The 17490-nt window shown below is 69.9% G+C and carries 13 protein-coding genes; 8 read left to right on the plus strand and 5 right to left on the minus strand.

The features are described from left to right. Positions 1-149: 149 nt before the first annotated feature. Positions 150-677 carry a hypothetical protein gene (locus ACWGJB_RS43495; RefSeq protein ID WP_453385561.1) on the minus strand — a complete coding sequence of 176 codons (528 nt, stop codon included), beginning with the start codon at positions 675-677 and terminating at the stop codon, positions 150-152. Between the two features lie 376 nt (positions 678-1053). Here ACWGJB_RS43495 and ACWGJB_RS43500 point away from each other — a divergent pair, with 376 nt between their 5' ends. From ACWGJB_RS43500 to sbnA, 6 genes are all read left to right on the plus strand, one after another. Next, on the plus strand, positions 1054-1368 hold the full coding sequence (locus tag ACWGJB_RS43500) for a hypothetical protein (protein ID WP_453385562.1): 315 nt from the start codon (positions 1054-1056) through the stop codon (positions 1366-1368). A gap of 398 nt (positions 1369-1766) precedes the next feature. After that, complete coding sequence (locus ACWGJB_RS43505; protein WP_453385563.1) at positions 1767-4346, plus strand: Pls/PosA family non-ribosomal peptide synthetase; 2580 nt, start codon at positions 1767-1769, stop codon at positions 4344-4346. 13 nt (positions 4347-4359) lie between these two features. Continuing rightward, positions 4360-7611 carry a non-ribosomal peptide synthetase gene (locus ACWGJB_RS43510; protein ID WP_453385564.1) on the plus strand — a complete coding sequence of 1084 codons (3252 nt, stop codon included), beginning with the start codon at positions 4360-4362 and terminating at the stop codon, positions 7609-7611. Positions 7612-7652: 41 nt separating this feature from the next. Then, the gene (locus tag ACWGJB_RS43515; RefSeq protein WP_453385565.1) at positions 7653-8657 is read left to right on the plus strand and encodes a TauD/TfdA family dioxygenase; all 1005 of its coding nucleotides are present in this window, start codon (positions 7653-7655) and stop codon (positions 8655-8657) included. Then, positions 8654-9724: a 2,3-diaminopropionate biosynthesis protein SbnB gene (sbnB, locus tag ACWGJB_RS43520; RefSeq protein WP_453385566.1), complete on the plus strand. Its 1071-nt coding sequence runs from the start codon at positions 8654-8656 to the stop codon at positions 9722-9724. Before ACWGJB_RS43515 ends, sbnB begins: the two co-directional genes overlap by 4 nt. 36 nt (positions 9725-9760) lie before the next feature. Continuing rightward, the gene (gene sbnA, locus ACWGJB_RS43525) at positions 9761-10804 is read left to right on the plus strand and encodes a 2,3-diaminopropionate biosynthesis protein SbnA (protein WP_453385567.1); all 1044 of its coding nucleotides are present in this window, start codon (positions 9761-9763) and stop codon (positions 10802-10804) included. Between the two features lie 117 nt (positions 10805-10921). On the opposite strand, the gene ACWGJB_RS43530 is transcribed toward sbnA, so the two are convergent. Together ACWGJB_RS43530 and ACWGJB_RS43535 are read right to left on the minus strand one after the other, a co-directional pair. Beyond that, positions 10922-11662 (minus strand): VOC family protein, encoded by a 741-nt coding sequence (locus ACWGJB_RS43530; protein ID WP_453385568.1) that lies wholly within the window; start codon positions 11660-11662, stop codon positions 10922-10924. A 172-nt stretch (positions 11663-11834) separates the two neighbouring features. Then, positions 11835-12809, minus strand: a complete 975-nt coding sequence (locus ACWGJB_RS43535; protein WP_453385569.1) for a D-cysteine desulfhydrase family protein — start codon at positions 12807-12809, stop codon at positions 11835-11837. Between the two features lie 428 nt (positions 12810-13237). Here ACWGJB_RS43535 and ACWGJB_RS43540 point away from each other — a divergent pair, with 428 nt between their 5' ends. After that, complete coding sequence (locus tag ACWGJB_RS43540; RefSeq protein WP_453385570.1) at positions 13238-13708, plus strand: SRPBCC family protein; 471 nt, start codon at positions 13238-13240, stop codon at positions 13706-13708. Further along, positions 13701-15290 carry a phytoene desaturase family protein gene (locus tag ACWGJB_RS43545; protein WP_453385571.1) on the plus strand — a complete coding sequence of 530 codons (1590 nt, stop codon included), beginning with the start codon at positions 13701-13703 and terminating at the stop codon, positions 15288-15290. The genes ACWGJB_RS43540 and ACWGJB_RS43545 overlap by 8 nt, the downstream gene beginning before the upstream one ends. Positions 15291-15365: 75 nt before the next feature. Here ACWGJB_RS43545 and ACWGJB_RS43550 read toward each other — a convergent pair whose 3' ends face one another. Together ACWGJB_RS43550 and ACWGJB_RS43555 are read right to left on the minus strand one after the other, a co-directional pair. Further along, on the minus strand, positions 15366-16370 hold the full coding sequence (locus ACWGJB_RS43550; protein WP_453385572.1) for an SRPBCC family protein: 1005 nt from the start codon (positions 16368-16370) through the stop codon (positions 15366-15368). 3 nt (positions 16371-16373) lie between these two features. Continuing rightward, the gene (locus ACWGJB_RS43555; protein ID WP_453385573.1) at positions 16374-17243 is read right to left on the minus strand and encodes a histone protein; all 870 of its coding nucleotides are present in this window, start codon (positions 17241-17243) and stop codon (positions 16374-16376) included. Between the last annotated feature and the right edge of the window lie 247 nt (positions 17244-17490).

Below are 17490 nucleotides of genomic sequence, written 5' to 3' on the forward strand. Positions count from 1 at the left end.
AAAGAGCAGGCGACCAACAGGCCACCGATGGAACCGAGTTGCCTGAATTTCCGTCCGCGGTGCAGGCCGGGCCCTCGATGGGGGAAAGAGCGCCCGACCCCGGGCCGTTGGCTGATCGCAGACCTTTTCAGGTCATCCGCGACAGGTTGTCAGGCGCACAGAACACGCGTCTCGGGCGTGTAGACCGGGCCGCCGTTCGTGTTCGTGGAGTCGCTGAACTCGGCGTAGAAGTACGAGTAGAAGCCGATGTTGCCGTTGCAGCCCGAGTCGGAGGCGACGCTGAGCGTCAGGTTGACGGTGCGGCTCTGCCCGGGCGGGATGGTGGCGCCGTAGTCGGTGCCGAGGTTGGTGGGCCCGGTGCCGGAGCAGGCGGTGCTGGTGCCGTCGGTCGCGGCCAGGCTGCAGCCGGTGAAGCTGTACTTCAGGTCGGGGCGCTGCGTGGTCAGATAGGTCGGGTCGATCGTCTGGTACACGAACCAGATGTCGTACGTCCTGTTGTTGGTGATCGTCATCGACAGGTTCACCGTGCCGCCGGGCGTGGTGGTCGCGGCGTTCGTGGCGAAGGTGAGCTCGGCCGGCGCCGGGTCGGCGCTCGCGCTGGGGGCCAGTCCGAAGACGGCCAGGGCGAGGGCCAGAACGGCACCGAGGCCGAAGCGTCTCATCAGTGGTGATCGCATGGCCGGGAGGCTAGGCAGCCGGGCGCGCGGCGTCTTCTCCCGGCGACCGTAAAGGCACCCTGAGTGACCGAAAGTGCGCACGCCGTGATGAACGTGTGACCGGTGCGTGAAGGCGTAATCGTCGGGTCAAACGCGCACGTGACCGGCGCCCTCCGGAACGGCCGCCCGGCCCGGCGCCGAGCACCGCCCGCGTCGCCTGCGGAGGGTGGCTAATGGCGTGTACCGGATGCACCGGACTCCCCTCCAGACCCTCCGCCTCCCGGGGGTTCTCGGCCATCCGCCGGTTTCCGGCCCCGCCGGCCGCTCACCGCTGGTGTGCCGCCCTGAGGGCCGGCGCGGCGGTCGGCTCCGGTGGGACGGAGGCCGGGCTTCGGGCGTGTCGAGCGTCGCGACCGGCCGGAACGATGTCGCCACGATGTGCATCGGCCGGCGTCTCGCCCGCATGACCCGGCTCGGTACGGGGCATTCGGCAATCATGAAAGACGCGCCTGTGGTGGTGCAGCCGCCGGGCCCCGACGGTGGCAGGCGGGTGACCATCCGCGGAGAGTATGTCGGCACCGCGTATCACCTGCTCGACGTCGTCGAGTTCCTGCGCCGGGCCGGGCTGCCCGAGGCCAATACGACGGTCGACGACCCGGATCTGATCGAGTGGCGCGGCATGGGCCCCAAGGCCTGGACGGCCGCCGGCTGATCCGGGCGCGGCCCGCTGCCGGGACGCGGCCCGCACAGGGTCGTGGCCCGGCGCGTCGACGTGCTCGTACGGCCGCGATCGCCGTCATGGCGTGCCGGAGGCCGTCCGGGTGTGACCCCTGGACACCAGGCGACTCCCTTGTGTGACAGCGGCCGCCCGGTCGGGTCCCCGTTTTCCCGATGCGCTCCCCGTCCGGGGGTGTGCGCCCCCGGTTGGGGGGCCGCCATGTGGGTGAACGGCGTAGGGCCGTCCCCGCCTGATTCCCGGGGGGCAAGGCCCAGCGCGTCATTCTCTCCGGACCGCTAAATCCATGGCAAAAGTGGCAGACGTCGATCTCTCTGGACAAACTGAATCCGCCGGTTCGTGATCAGGAACATCCACGTTCTCCAGGAGATCGCATGGTGGAACAGTCCTCCGAGGTCGTTTCGGAGCCGGATGAATCCGTCGTCGCGCTGAGCGCCACCGGCCGCAGGGGGGCGGAGACCGAGCGGCGGCTCGCGCGGGCACTGGCCGACCTCCTGGGCGCCGAGAGCGTTCGGGTCGACGGCCACTTCTTCGCCGACCTCGGCGCCAACTCCTTGGTCATGGCCCAGTTCTGCGCACGAATACGCAAGACGGCGGATCTGCCCTCCCCGTCCATGAAGGACATCTACCAGCACCCCACGATCCAGAGTCTGGCCACCGCGCTCGGGGATCCCGCACCCGCACCCGACCCTCCGGCGGACGCCCCGTCCCCCGCGGCGCCCCCGCCGCCGGCTCAGGGTCCGCGCGGGAAGCAGAGCACTCATCTGCTCTGCGGAACCGTCCAGTTGCTGGTCTTCCTGGGCTACTCGCTGGTCTCCGGATTCGCCACCGCCGCGGGGTACGAGTGGGTCGCCGGCGGTTCGGGCCTGACCGGCATCTATCTGCGGTCGGTGCTGTTCGGAGGCATCGCGTTCGTGGCGCTCTGCGCCTTCCCGATCGCCGCCAAATGGCTGCTCGTCGGACGCTGGCGGCCCGGTGAGTTCCCCGTCTGGGGCCTGGCGTATCTGCGCTTCTGGCTCGTCAAGGTGCTGCTCCACGCGAATCCCATGGTCTTCCTCGCCGGCACCCCGCTGTACGTGCTGTACCTGCGGGCCCTCGGCGCACGGATCGGCAAGGGCGTCACGATCTTCTCCCACTCCGTCCCGGTCTGCACCGACCTCCTGACGATCGGCTCGGGCACCGTGGTCCGCAAGGACGCGTTCCTCCTCTGCTACCGTGCCCACGCCGGACACATCCAGACCGGCCGGGTCACCCTCGGCACGGACGTCTTCGTCGGCGAGAAGACCGTCCTGGACATCGACACCGCCATGGGCGACGGTGCCCAGCTCGGCCACTCGTCCGCCCTGTACCGCGGCCAGGCGGTCCCGGCCGGCGAGCACTGGCACGGATCCCCGGCGGAACCCACCCGGGTCGACTACGCCAGGGTCGCCCCGGCCCGCTGCGGCACCCTGCGCCGGGCCTGGTTCGGCCTCGGCACCCTGACGCAGATGTTCCTCCTGTACATCCCGCTGGCCGTCGGCGGTCTGTACATGCTCTTCACCGAGGTACCGACGATCGGCAAGCGGCTCGACCCGCAGTCGGCCACGCTCAAACCCTCGGAACTGCTCCCCGACGCCCTCGTGCTCTCCCTCGTCCTGTTCTTCGGGTTCCTGGTCCTCGGGCTGCTGGCCCTGTGTACCGTGCCGCGTCTGGTGGGCCTGGTCCTCAAGCCCGACAAGGTCTATCCGCTCTACGGCTTCCACTACGTGCTGCAACGGACCACGGCCCGCATGACGAACATCAAGTTCTTCACCTGGCTCTTCGGCGACAGCTCGTACATCGTCCACTACCTCCGCGGCATCGGATACGATCTGTCCCGCGTCGAGCAGACCGGTTCGAACTTCGGCACCGAAGTGCAGCACGAGTCGCCCCTGCTGGTCACCGTCGGCAGCGGAACGATGATCGCCGACGGCCTCTCCGTCCTCAACGCCGACTTCTCCAGCACCTCGTTCCGGCTGTCCAGGGTGGCGATCGGACCGAACAACTTCCTGGGCAACAACATCGCCTATCCGGCGGGCGGCAGGACGGGCGCGAACTGCCTGCTGGCGACGAAGGTGATGGTTCCCCTCGACGGCGAGATCCGGGAAGGCGTGGGCCTCCTCGGCTCACCGTGCTTCGAGATCCCCCGCACGGTGGACCGCGACACCCGGTTCGACCACCTCAGAAACGGCGACACACTGCGCCGCCGGCTCGCCGCGAAGAACCGCTACAACCTCCGCTCCATGGCCGGCATGCTGCTTGTGCGATGGCTGCACACCTTCGCGCTCACCCTCTTCGGACTCGCCTCCGTGGACCTGTACGGCGTGGTCGGACACGTGGTGATCGGCGGATACCTGGCCTTCACGCTGATTTTCTCCACCGCGTACTTCGTCCTGGTGGAGCGCTGCATCGGATCCTTCCGGGCGCTGCGCCCCCGGTTGTGCTCCATCTACGACCCGTACTTCTGGTGGCACGAGCGGCTGTGGAAGGTCCCGGACCACTACCTCAACATCTTCAACGGCACCCCGTTCAAGACCCTGGTCTGGCGGCTGCTGGGCGTGCGCATCGGCAGCAGGGTGTTCGACGACGGTGTCTACATGACCGAGCGGACGCTCAGCACCGTCGGCGACGACTGCACCCTCAACGCCGGCAGCAAGATCCAGTGCCACTCGCAGGAGGACGGCACCTTCAAGTCCGACGTCACCACCCTCGGCGCCGGCTGCACCCTTGGCATCGCCGCCCATGTGCACTACGGCGTGACCATGGGCGACGGCTCGGTGCTGGCGCCCGACGCCTTCCTCATGAAGGGCGAGGAAGTCCCCCCGAACGCACAGTGGGGCGGCAATCCCGCGGTGGACATGCCGGAGAACGGCAGCCGGCCCGGCATCGGCCGGACCACGTCAGCAGCCAACGCCACCACGGCGACCGTGAGTTGAGGAAGGCCATTCGATGGGAACGCGCGTGGAATCGGACCGGGAGTTCTGGAGCCGGACACTGACCGCAGGCGGTGCCACCGCCGTGCCGCGGTGGGCTCCGCAACCGGTCCACGGTACGGCCGAGCACGAGATACCCGTGCCGGACGACACGACCGGGGCGGTGCGGGCACTGGCCGGGCAACGGGGCCTGCCGGCCGGCGTGCTGATGCTGGCCGCACACCTCAAGGTGCTGGCCGTGCTCTCCGGCGAATCCGAGGTGGTCACGGGGTACGCCACCGGCGCCGGCGGCGAGCCGCTGCCGTGCCGGGTGTCCGTCCCCGCCGGGTCCTGGCCGGCCCTGCTCGCGGTCGCTCACGACGCCGAGGCGGAAGTGCTGGCCCACCGCGATTTCCCGGTGGCGGAGCTACGGCGCGAACTCGGCCTGACGGAGCCGCCGTACGAGGTCGTGTGCGGGCCGGCGGAAGCCCACGAGCCCCGAGCCGACGACGGTGTCCTGCACGTGCGCTGGTCCGACCGGGACGGACGGCTGACGCTGCTGCTGCGGTACCGCACGGACGTACTCGACGCCCGGGCCGCCGCGCGTATCGGCGGCTACCACCTGACCGCGCTGCGGCTGATGACCGCGGAGCCCGACGCCGACCACGCCCACCAGAGCCTGCTGTCCGCCGAGGAGGAACGCGAGCAGCTGGAAGGCCTGGCCGGGCCCGACCGCCCGCTGCCGGACGCGCGGGCACACGAACTGTTCGAGCAGCGCGCCCGGACGCATCCACAGGCGGTGGCCGCCGTACACGGCGAGCAGCAGTGGACGTACGGCGAACTCGACCGGCGGTCCAACCGGTTGGCGCGCGCCCTGCTGGCCAGGGGCCTCGGCCGGGAGGACGTCGTCGCCGTCGTCACCGAGCGCAACCTCGACTGGCTGGCGGCCGTGCTGGCGGTGTTCAAGGCGGGCGGCGCGTATCTGCCGATCGAACCGCACTTCCCGGCCGGCCGGATCGCCGCGACGCTCTCCCGGGCGGAATGCCGGCTGGTCCTGACCGAATCCGGCAGCACCCACACCCTCGACGAGGCACTGTCCACCCTCCAGGGCGTCGAGAAGCTCCTGATGGAGACGGCGTACGCCGAATCGCACGCCGACGACGACCCCGGCATCCGGGTCGACCCCGATCAACTCGCCTACATCTACTTCACGTCCGGCTCCACCGGCGAGCCGAAGGGTGCGATGTGCGAGCACGCGGGCATGCTCAACCACCTCCACGCCAAGATCGACGACCTGTCGATCGGCGAGGGATCGGTGGTCGCGCAGACCGCCCCGCAGTGCTTCGACATCTCCCTGTGGCAGCTGATGGCCCCGCTGCTGGTGGGCGGGCGGACCCTGCTCGTCGAGCAGGACGTGATCACCGACGTGGAGCGGTTCGTCGGCACCCTGGAACGCGGCCGGGTCGCCGTGGCGCAGCTCGTGCCGTCGTATCTGGAGGTCGTCGTCTCCTATCTGGAGCAGTACCCGCGCATGCTCCCGGACCTGCGCTGTGTGTCGGTGACCGGCGAGGCGCTCAAACGGGAGCTGGTCCAGCGCTGGTTCGCGGTCCAGCCGGGCATCGAACTGCTCAACGCCTATGGTCTGACGGAGACTTCGGACGACACAAACCACGAGGTCCTCCGGGAGGTACCCGAACGGGTGCTGCTGGGGCGGCCCGTCGGCAACGTGCGCGTCCATGTCGTTGACGAGAGCCTGTCGTTGGTACCGCTGGGCGCCCCCGGACTGATCGCCTTCTCCGGTGTCTGTGTGGGCCGAGGGTACGTCAACGATCCCGAACGCACCCGGGAGGCGTACCGGACGGACCCGTACCGTCCCGGTGAACGGCTCTACCTGGGCGGGGACTGGGGCCGCTGGCACCCCGGCGGCAAGCTGGAGTTCCTCGGCCGCCGGGACAACCAGGTCAAGATCCGCGGCTTCCGGATCGAGATCGGCGAGATCGAGAACTCCCTGCTGCGGGTGGACGGGGTACGGGACGGCGCGGTGGTCGTCGCCGAACGGACCGGTGGCGGGAAGCAGTTGATCGCCTTCTACGCCGGCGAGGAGCAGGAACCGGAGATGCTGCGCAAGGCACTCGGCGCGGCCCTGCCCGGCTACATGGTGCCGTCGGCCTTCCACTGGCAGGACAGCCTGCCGCTGACCGCCAACGGCAAGATCGACCGAAAGGTCCTGACCGCACGGGCCGAGCAGTCGGCACCGGACACGGAGACCGCGGACGCCGCCGCCCCGCTCAGCCCGACCGAACGGCGGCTGGCCGCGGCCTGGGCCGAACTGCTGGGGGTGCCCGAGCGGCGCATCGGCCGCACGGACCACTTCTTCGACGCCGGCGGCACCTCCCTCACCGCGGTCAAACTCAGCCTCGCCCTCGACCGCGCGGTGTCCCTGAAGGACATCACCCGGCACCCGGTCCTGGCCGACCTGGCCGCCCTCCTCGACGGCACGGCCAGGCAGCGCCCGGAACTGCTGCTGCCCCTGTCGGGCGGAAGCCGCGCCTCGGAGTGCGCCCTGGTCTGCTTCCCGTACGCGGGCGGCAACGCCGTCAACTACCAGCCGATGGCGAGCGCGCTGGCGGGCAGCGGCCTGCCGGTCCTCGCCCTGGACCTGCCCGGCCACAACCTGGCCGCACCCCCCGAGCCGTTCGCGTCCATCGAGCAGGTGGCCGAGCAGACCGTCGCCGAGATCACGGCCCGCGGCCTGGCCCGGGTCGTGCTGTGGGGCCACTCCTCGGGCACCGCGGCGGCCGTCGAGACCGCCCGAAGGCTCCAGCAGCGCGGTGTGCACGTGGCCCGGGTCTTCCTCGGCGCGCAACTGCTCGGCACCGCCACCGACCGGTTCACCGCCATCGTCGAACTGACCGGCAGCAGCGACGCCGAGATCGCCGAGCGGCTGACCGCGGACGGCGGCTACGCGGAGCTCGTCGAGCTCAATCCGCCGCACGCCGAACACATCGCCGCCGCCTACCGGTACGACTGCGTCGCCGCGCACCGCTACTTCCACCAGGTCCTGGAAGCCCCGCCGCCGGTGAAACTGACCGCGCCGGTCTCGGTGGTCGTCGCCGCCGACGACCCGTACACCGCCGGCCACGCCCAGCGCCACCGGGACTGGCTGCTCCTGGCCGACCACGTCGACCTCCACGAACTCGCCGACGGGGGACACCACTTCCCGCGCACCCGTCCGGCCGAGACGGCACAGGCCGTCCTGAACGCCGTCCTTCCCCTCGCCTCCTCCTGACCCCCGTCACACTCCAGGCGGTCGACCGAAAGGAACCCGAGATGCCGTTCTCATCCCTGGCATCACCACTCGACGTGGAGCTGCGGCCGGACAAACCGGCACTGCTGTGCGTCGATCCCCCCGACGACGCCCCGAGGTGGACGGCCGAGCACCGCGAGGCGCTGCGCGCTCAGGTCACCGAGCACGGGGCGCTGGTCGTCCGCGGCCTCGGGCTGCGCGATGCGGGCCAGGCCGGTGCCGTCTTCACCCGGCTGACCGGTGACCTCATGACGGAGCGGGAGGCTTTCGCGCCCCGTGAGGCCCACGGCCGGGGGCTCTACTCCTCCACGCCCTGGCCGGACAACCAGCCGATGTGCATGCACCACGAGCTGAGCTACCAGCAGCAGGTGCCCGGCCTGCTGCTGTTCGCCTGTCTCACCGCGCCCGAGCAGGGCGGGGCGACGGCGGTGGCCGACGCCGAAGAGGTGCTGCGGGCACTGCCCACCGGACTCACCGAACGGTTCGAGCGCGAGGGCTGGATCCTGACCCGCAGCTACAACGACGAGATCGGGGCGAGCCTCGCGGAGTCGTTCGGCACCGCCGACCGCGCCGAGATCGAGCACTACTGCCGCACGAACGGCATCAGTTGCACCTGGCAGGCCGACGGGACCTTGCGGACCGAGCAGCACCGCGCCGCCGTCGTCCGGCACCCGCTCACCGGCCGGCGCTGCTGGTTCAACCAGATCGCCTTCCTCAACGAGTGGACGCTGGACCCGGAGGTACGCGACTACCTCCTCGACGTCTACGGGCCCGAGGGGCTCCCGTTCAACACCCGCCACGGCGACGGCACCCCGATCGACGAGGACGTCGTCCGGATCGTCAACAGCACCTACGAGGCGCACACCAGGCGCGAACCCTGGCAGGCCGGTGACCTGCTGCTCGTGGACAACATCCGCAGCGCGCACAGCAGAGAGGCGTTCACCGGAGAGCGCCAGGTGCTGGTCGGCCTGGGCGAGCCCCTGCGGCCTGCCGACGACTGCCCGGCCCTGGAGGCGAGCGAGCGATGACCGACACCCTGCCGAACGCCACCCGGTCCGCCGTCCCCGACGGACCCGCCGTACCCAGCTTCGCGGTGATCACCGGCGAACAGGTCAAGCAGGCGCTGAGCGGACGTGAGAAACCGCTCGTGGAGCTGGTCGAGACCGTCTACCGGCTGCACGACGCGGGCGACTCGGTCAACCCGCCGTCGTACTTCCTGCGCTTCACCGACCGCCCCACCTCGCGGATCATTGCGCTGCCGGCCTCCCTCGGCGGACCGGTCCACGTGGACGGCCTGAAGTGGATCTCCAGCTTCCCGGAGAACGTGAGTGCCGGGCTGCCGCGGGCGTCCGCGGTGCTCATCCTCAACGACCACGACACGGGCTACCCGTTCGCCTGCCTGGAGAGCTCGATCATCAGCGCCACCCGGACGGCGGCCTCCGCGGCGCTGGCGGCCGACTGGCTCAGCCGCAACCGGACCCGCCCCACCCGGGTCGGGTTCTTCGGCACGGGCCTGATCGCCCGTTACATCCACACCTTCCTGGCCGGCACGGGCTGGGACTTCGACGAGATCGGCGTGCACGACGTGTCCGCCGACAGCGCGGCCGGGTTCCGCGGCTACCTGCGGGAGACCGGCACGGCCGCGCACATCACCGTCCACGACACCGCCGAGGACCTGGTCCGCGCCAGCGACCTCGTGGTCTTCGCCACCATCGCCGGCCGGCCGCACGTGACCGACCAGGCCCTGTTCAGCCACAACCCGCTGGTCCTGCATGTCTCCCTGCGCGACCTCGCCCCGGAGATCCTGCTGGGCTCGGCCAACTTCGTCGACGACGTCGAGCACTGTCTCAAGGCCGACACGTCGCCCCATCTGGCCGAACAGCTCAGCGGCAACCGGGACTTCCTGAACGGAACCCTCGGCGACGTCATGGCCGGACGGGCCGCGCCGCCGGCCGACCGACCGGTGATCTTCTCGCCCTTCGGTCTCGGCGTCCTCGACCTCGCCGTCGGCAAGCACGTCTACGACGAGGTGTCCCGAGCGGGGAACCTGCGTCTCATCGATGACTTCTTCCACGAACTGCGTCGGTACGGCTGAGGCCGTGGTCCTCGGCCCGGCACCAGGAGGCCCGCCGTGCCCGTCATATCCGCTCCCCACGCCTTCAACGAGGGCGACCTCTTCGTCGATCTCGCGTCGATCTGCGGATACCCGCTCTACCTGAAGTGCGAGGCGTTCAACTTTGCCGGCTCCATCAAGTTGAAGGCCGCGAACGAGATGGTGGAGAGTGCCGAGCGGGACGGAATCCTGACAGCGGATTCCGTCCTCGTGGAGTCCTCCTCCGGAAACCTCGGCGTCGCGCTCAGCATGATCGCCGCAAGCAAGGGCTACCGGTTTCTGTGTGTGACGGACTCCCGGTGCAACCTGTCGACCAGGCTCCTCATGGAGGCGCTCGGCAGCGAGGTGCACATCGTGGCCGACCAGGACGCCAACGGCGGTTTCCTGGGCAAGCGGATCGACTACGTCCGCTCGCTGTGCGCCTCCGACGACCGATACGTCTGGCTCAGCCAGTACACCAACGCCGGCAACTGGCTGGCCCACTACCGTACGACGGCCCCGGAGATCGCCCGCCGGTTCCCGCAACTGGACGTGCTGTTCGTCGGTGCCGGCACCACCGGAACCCTGATGGGCTGCGCGCGCTACTTCCGCGAGTGGCCCAGGCCGGTGCGGATCGTCGCCGTGGACGCGGCCGGCTCGGTGGCGTTCGGCGGCGAGCCGGGCCGCCGGATGATCCCGGGCCTCGGCATGAGCATGCGCCCGCCGCTGCTCGACGAATCCCTCGTCGACGAGGTGATCAAGGTCGAGGAGCCGGACACCATCCGGATGTGCCATCGCATGGCCAGACACGGCTTCCTGTTCGGCGGCTCCACCGGAACCGTGGTCAGCGGCGCGACGGACTGGCTGTCCCGGCACGACACCGGTGACCTCACCACGGTGGCTGTCGCCCCCGACCTCGGGGAGCGCTACCTCGACACCATCTACCAGACCAACTGGCTCCACGACCTCTACGGCGATCAGGTGCTCGACACCGACGTCGCCGACGGCACCGTACAGACGAAAACCCCGCCCCGGGAACCCAAGTCCGCGTCACGTGCGCCGTCCCGCCGTCGCAGCACCTGACACCCGGCACCCAGCAGGGCAGTCCCCCGGACACCACCGCACCGGTGGTGTCCGAGGGCCCGCTGGTTCCGCCGGAAAGTGTTCACGTCAGCGGCAGGCCTTCGAACTCCTCGTGGGTCAGGGCCGGGCGAGGACGCAGAACTCGTGACCCTCCGGGTCGGCCAGGCATACCCATGAGACGTCGCCCTGACCGAGGTCGAGGTCGGTGGCGCCGAGGGACCGCAGCCGGGTCACCTCCGCCTCCTGACCGTCACCGGGGTACGGCACCAGGTCGAGATGGACGCGGTCCGGCACGGTCTTCGCGCCGGGCTTGCGGAGGAACTCGAGATACGGGCCGGTCCCCTTGGCGGAGCGCAACACCGCGTGATCCTCGGAAACCTCGCGCAGGGTCCAGTCCGTCACCTCGGCCCAGAACCGGGCCATGGCCCGCGGGTCGGCGCAGTCGACCACCACCGCGGCGATCGGCCCGGTGTCCCGGTAGATCTCCCGGGGCTCCAGCACGCAGAACTCGTTGCCCTCGGGGTCGGCGAGGACCGTCCATGGCACGTCGCCCTGGCCCACGTCGGCGGGCGTCGCGCCGAGGGCCTGGAGGCGCGCGACCAACTCCGCCTGATGGGCGGCAGAGGTGGTGGCAAGGTCGAGGTGGGTACGGTTCTTTGTCGTCGTCTTGGGTTCCGGGACGGTGACGACGTCGATGCCGACGGTGATCGGGTCCAGCCAGTCGAATCCGGCGGGTTGAACGGCGGTCACGCCGGATCCCGCACCGGAAACACCCCAGCCGAGCGCCTCCGCCCAGAACCGGCCGACAAGCGAGTCGTCAAGAGCCTTCATGTTCACCTGAACAAGGCGCAGCGTCATGCCGACGATCATAAGTGCGCTGGATCCTCTCGCCAGGCGCCGTTGCCGCGCACCTCGTCCGTGAACACGCCGCCAGGACCTCGGCGTTGAAGGTTCACCGGGCTTCGTCCGTACGGCCTTCCAGGACGTCGTCTGGACGCCCGACCCAGGGGCCACGGCGCCGGCACCCCGTCTATGCCGGGAACACCGGCAGGGCGGCGTCGAAGTGGTCAACTGCCTCGGCGTGGCCGAAGAGTCCGGCCAGGCCGCCGGTGTGCCAGAAAACGGTCGTCCGGCCAGGTGTGATGGTGCCGTCCCTGACCGCGGCCAGGAGTCCGGCCATGGCACGCCCCGTGTAGACGGGATCGAGTGCGATGCCTTCGGTGCGGGCCACGAGTTGCAGCGCCACGGCGGTGGACTCGGTGAGCCGGCCGTAACCGGAACCGACCTGGTCCGACCGGATGCGGAGCCGGTCCCGCACCGCGGAACCGGTGAGTTCGCCGGCCATGGCGGCGACCGCCGCGGCCGGGTCGTCCATCGCGCCGGTGTCGACACCCAGTACACGGTCGGCGCCCAGCGCGGCGACCAGGCCGGCCATGGTGCCTCCCGAGCCCAACGCGACGACGGCCAGGTCCAGCGAGGGAACCTGGGAAAGCAGCTCTTTGCCGGCCTGCACATAGCCCCGGGCACCCACGGTGCTGGACCCACCGAACGGGATCAGCTCCGGACGCGCCCCTCTGCGACGCAGTATCTCGACGACTTCCTCCGCGGCTGCGACAAGCTGTCGCAGGTCCGCGTCGCCCGCCCAGTGGACCTGAGCCCCGAAGAGGGCGTCCAGGGTCAGGTTTCCCGAGCGTGAGCCGCCAGGCCTGCCCGGAAAGACCAGCACCACATCGAGGCCGAGCTTCGCTCCGGCCGCGGCGGTCAGCCTTGCGTGATTGGACTGCGGAGCCCCCACCGTGACCAGGGTGTCCGCTCCGGCGGCCAGCGCCGCGCCGACCGTGTACTCGAGTTTGCGGACCTTGTTTCCGCCTGCCCCCAAACCGATCAGATCGTCTCGCTTGATCCATAGATCGGTCTCCCGCAGGCCGAGGGCGGCAGCCAGACGCGGAGCCCTCTCCAACGGCGTCGGCCAACTTGCGAGGGACGTGGGCGGGGCAGGGGTCACGCGAGTTCCTCCAACGGGAGACTTCCAACCGATCACTCATCGTCAGTCGTATTGCACCTCTTTGTCTACGGTCCTCTGGAGTCGTGCGGACCAGGTCCGCCAGGACGTGACGGTCGGCATCGGCCTCCGGTGGCAGCCCCATCCGGCCCTGGCCCAACCCACGCCGACCCCGGCGCCGGAAGTGCTGTCCAATGTCCTGCCCGGCCCCCCGTATGCGGCGCGCCGCCCTCCTGTGCGGTCCGTGTGAGATGCGAGGGCATTCGAGTACGCGCACCATGGCCGTGACACCGCATGGCGGATGAAGGCGTCAGCCGTGCCCGGGCGTTCCAGCCCTGCGCGAGCGCCGGTGCGAACGCGGGCCCGCACTCCCGGTGCCGCGTTACGCGGCTGTGTGAGACATCGTCCGTTCCCGCAGAAAGGGCACCTCCGTGGCCGTCCACCATCAGCTGATCCGGCGTCCCCCGCACGCGGTGTGGGCGGTGCTGGCCGATCCGACTCGTTACGAAGAGTGGGTGGTGGGCCCCACCGGGTCCGTGCCACTCGACCAGACCTGGCCCGCTGTCGGATCCAGGCTCCGCTACACCGTGCGGCTGGGTCCGTGGTCGGCCGACGGGGTGACGACGGTCCGGCACCAGGAATCCGGAAGTGAGCTGGAACTGGAGGCCTCTTTCAAGCCGCTGGGCACCGCGAGGATCTTCCTCCAGCTCAGGCCCTGGGGCGAGGAGGAAACCCTCGTCATCTGTGACGAGCACCCCCTGCGCGGCCTGGGAGGCACCCTCCACAACGCCGCGAGTGAAGCGCTGTTCCTGCTGCGGCACCGGGGCATGCTGGCCCGCCTGGCCAGGCTTGTGGAACACGGCTCCGGCGAGCAGCGTCACGCCGGGGCCCGCCATGCCTGACGCGGTGGTGATCGGCGCCGGTCCCAATGGGCTGGTGGCGGGCAATGTGCTCGCGGACGCCGGGTGGAGCGTGGAAGTCCTGGAGGCACAGCAGGAGCCCGGAGGTGCCGTACGCAGCGATCGCGGTGTCCATCCCGACTACGTCTCCGATCTCTTCAGTGCCTTCTACCCGCTGGCGGCCGTGTCCCCGGTCCTCGCCCGCCTGGATCTCGCCGCGGAGGGACTGCGATGGAGTCACGCCCCACGCGTGCTGGCCCACCCGCTGCGGGACGGGAGATGTGCCGTGCTGGAGCGCCGGGTGCAGGAGACCGCAGCGGGGCTGGACGCGTTCGCGTCGGGCGACGGCGATGCCTGGCGGGACCTGTACGACGCCTGGAGGCGTGTCGGGCAGGACCTGGTGCAGGCCCTGTTCACGCCGTTCCCTCCAGTCCGCTCCGGGCTCCGGCTGGCGGCGAAGCTGCGGACCGCGGACGGACTGCGGCTGGCCCGGAACCTGGCCCTGCCGGTACGCCGCCTGGGCGACGAGGAGTTCCGGGGCGAGGCGGGACGGCTTCTGCTGGCCGGGAACGCCTTGCACGCCGACCTGGCCCCCGAGGGGGTGGGCAGCGGCGGATTCGGCTGGCTGATGTCGATGCTCGGACAGAGCCACGGCTTCCCGGTGCCCGTCGGCGGTGCGGGAGCCCTGACGGCGGCGCTCGTGAACCGCCTGCAGCACCGCGGTGGCGTGCTGCGGTGCGGGGAGCGCGCCGTGTCCGTCGTCGTACGGGGCGGCAGGGCGGTGGGCGTCCGGACGGCCGGCGGCGAGACCGTCAGCGCGCGCCGCGCGGTGCTCGCGGACACGTCGGCGCCGGCCCTGTACCGGGAGCTCGTGGGGGAGGAGCACCTTCCCTCCCGCCTCCTGCGGGACCTGGAACGCTTCCAGTGGGACTTCGCGACCTTCAAGGTCGACTGGGCCCTGACCGGCCCGGTGCCGTGGACCGCCCCGCAGGCCTCCGGCGCCGGAACGGTCCACGTGGCCGACGGCATGGACAGCCTGACCCGGTTCGCCTCGCAGATCGCCATGGGACAGGTCCCCGACGAGCCGTTCGCCCTGCTCGGGCAGATGACCACGGCGGATCCCAGCCGCTCACCCGCCGGCACGGAGTCGGCGTGGGCCTACACCCATGTCCCGCAGCACATCGTCTCCGACGCCGGCCCCGACCGCATCACCGGCCGCTGGGACACCCGCGAACAGGAAGCCATGGCGGACCGTGTCGAGGCCCAGGTGGAGCGGTTCGCGCCCGGCTTCCGTACCCGGATCCTCGCCCGCCGGATCCTGGCCCCCACCACCCTCCAGGCCATGGACGAGAACCTCCACAACGGCGCCATCAACAACGGCACCACCGCCCTGCACCAACAGGCCGTCTTCCGTCCCGTCCCCGGCACCGGCCGCCCCGAGACCCCGGTAAAGGGCCTCTACCTCGCCTCCGCGGCCGCCCACCCCGGCGGCGGAGTCCACGGAGCCCCCGGAGCGAACGCCGCCCGGGCGGCGCTACGGCCCTACGGCCTGCACACCCTCCTTCACCGCGCCCAACGAATCTGAACCCACCGGGGAGCGCCGGCGGAGCAGAGTCCCGGGGCGGGTCGAGCCGAGGGGAATCGCCTGGCACGGGCCGCGTCAGCGCACGTTCCCCTCGGCCTTCTCGTCGTACTCGTCCTCCGGCTCCTCTTCGTCGTACTCCTCTTCGTCTTCTCCCTCTTCTCCGTCTTCTGCCTCTTCTCCGTCTTCTGCCTCTTCTTCGTCGGGGGCCTCCCCGTCTTCTTCGTCGTACTCCTCCTGGTCCTCGGCCTCTCCTGCCGCTTCCTCCTCTTCCAGCGCCTCCTCGTGGCTGCGGACCACCTCGCCGTCGCGGATCTCTCCGCGCCAGCCCTCGACTTCCTCGTCGGCGAACGTGACGTAGCGCTGGAAGTTCTTGAAGTCCAGTCGCAAACGGCGGCCTTGGGCGCGCCACAGGTTGCCGGTCTTCTCGAAGAGACCCGACGGGTAGTACTCGACGACGAGCACGATGCGCGTCAGGTCGGGCGTGATTTCGTGGAAGCTGACACAGCCGTGGGTGGTGCCTTTCGCGCCCTCGGAGCTCCATACGATGCGCTCGTCCGGCACCTGCTCCTCAACCGATGCCTTCCAACCGCGGGTCGACGGACCGACCTTCACCTTCCAGGTGCTGGCGACCTCGTCGTTCTTGGACACACTGCGTACGCCTTTGGTGAAGCTGCTGAACTCCTCGTACTGGGTCCAGTAGTTGTACGCCGTGCGGATCGGGACACCCACGTCGAGCACTTCGATGATGTTCATGACCTTGGTGCTGCCGGCCTTGCCACCGCTTCCTCCGCCGAAAATGCCCTTGACCTTGCCCATCACGTTGTCCTTGAGCCCCTTGGCCTTCTGACCCACGAATGCCTTCAGCGGGGAGTCGCCCTGGAGCATCCGGCCGCCGACGCCGGCGAGTGTTCCCCCGTTCTCGGCCACGTCGAGAAGGCGGTCGGTGACATCCCCCAACTTGTCCCCTGCCTTGTCGGCGAGATGCCCCACCTGAGCACCGAGGAAGTCGACGAGTTCTTCGCGCAGCAGGTCCAGACCCGAACTCTCTTCGTGGTCGGTGTCACGCACTTTGTCGGCCATGACCTACCTCCGCCGTGCAGTCGTCTTCTTTGCAGCGGTCTTCCGCGCCGGGGCCGTCTTCCTGGCGGGGGCCTTTTTCTCGGCCGTCCTCTTCGTCGCGGTCTTCTTGGCGGTGGGCCTCTTCGCAGGGGCCTTCTTGGCGGGAGGCGGAGACTTCTTCGCGGTCTTCTTCGCCGGCGCCGCCTTCTTGGCGGGGGGCCGGTGCGCCGCGGTCTTCTTGGCCGGTGACGCCTTCCTTGCAGGAGCAGCCTTCTTGGCGGCCGCCTTACGGGGAGCGGATTCGTCCGGGCGCTTCCTCGCCGCGGTTCCTGTCCCCCTGCGGCGACGCGGTGGCGGTTCCTCCTCGGCCTCTTCCTCGGTCTCTTCCTCCTCGGGTTCCTCCTCCTCGGGTTCTTCCTCCAGTTCGTCCTCCGGTTCTTCGTCCTCCGGCTCTTCGTCCTCCGGCTCTTCCTCCTCTCCTTCTTCCGCTTCTTCTTCCTCCTCGTAACGCCCCTCGCCCTCCTCCGGCTCCTCCTCGTCCTCCTCGTACTCGTCTTCGTCCTCTTCGTCCTCGTCCTTTTCCTGGCCAATGCGTTGCGTCCGCTCGTGGAGCGAGCCGGCGAGGTCGGTGAGGCGCCGATCGGCAGCGGCTGCCAGGGCTTTGCGGCCGGCGTCCAGTAGTTCGCCGCGCACCTGCTCGTTCAAGTCGGCGACCGCTGGAACATCACCGATCTTGCGGAGTCCGGTCGTCAGCAGCTGTTGAGGGTCGAGCCCAAAGCGGCGGCCGGCAAGGTAAGTTGCCATGGTCAAGGCAAGGCGTCCCTTCTTCGTGCGTCCGAGCACATAGCCCGCTGCGACGGCGGCGGCGAGGCCGACCTTGGTCGTGTCGTTCATGAGCCGGTTCCCTTCACAAAGGGCAGGTGGAAACGCCCGCGTCCGGACCAACGCCCCGGTCCCGAACTCGCCATGGAGACGGAGGGTGGATCGCACGCGCACCGCGCCTCACTGCCCGCTGTGTCGCAGACACACCATGCAACCGGCGGGCAGGTCTCCGCGAAGTCATCCACGCTAGGGCGATATGTGTCCCTCTATGATGAAATTATAGGGTTCGTGGATGGAATATGGCGCACGCTCCGACCAC

The organism is Streptomyces sp. NPDC054813 (assembly GCF_053611365.1).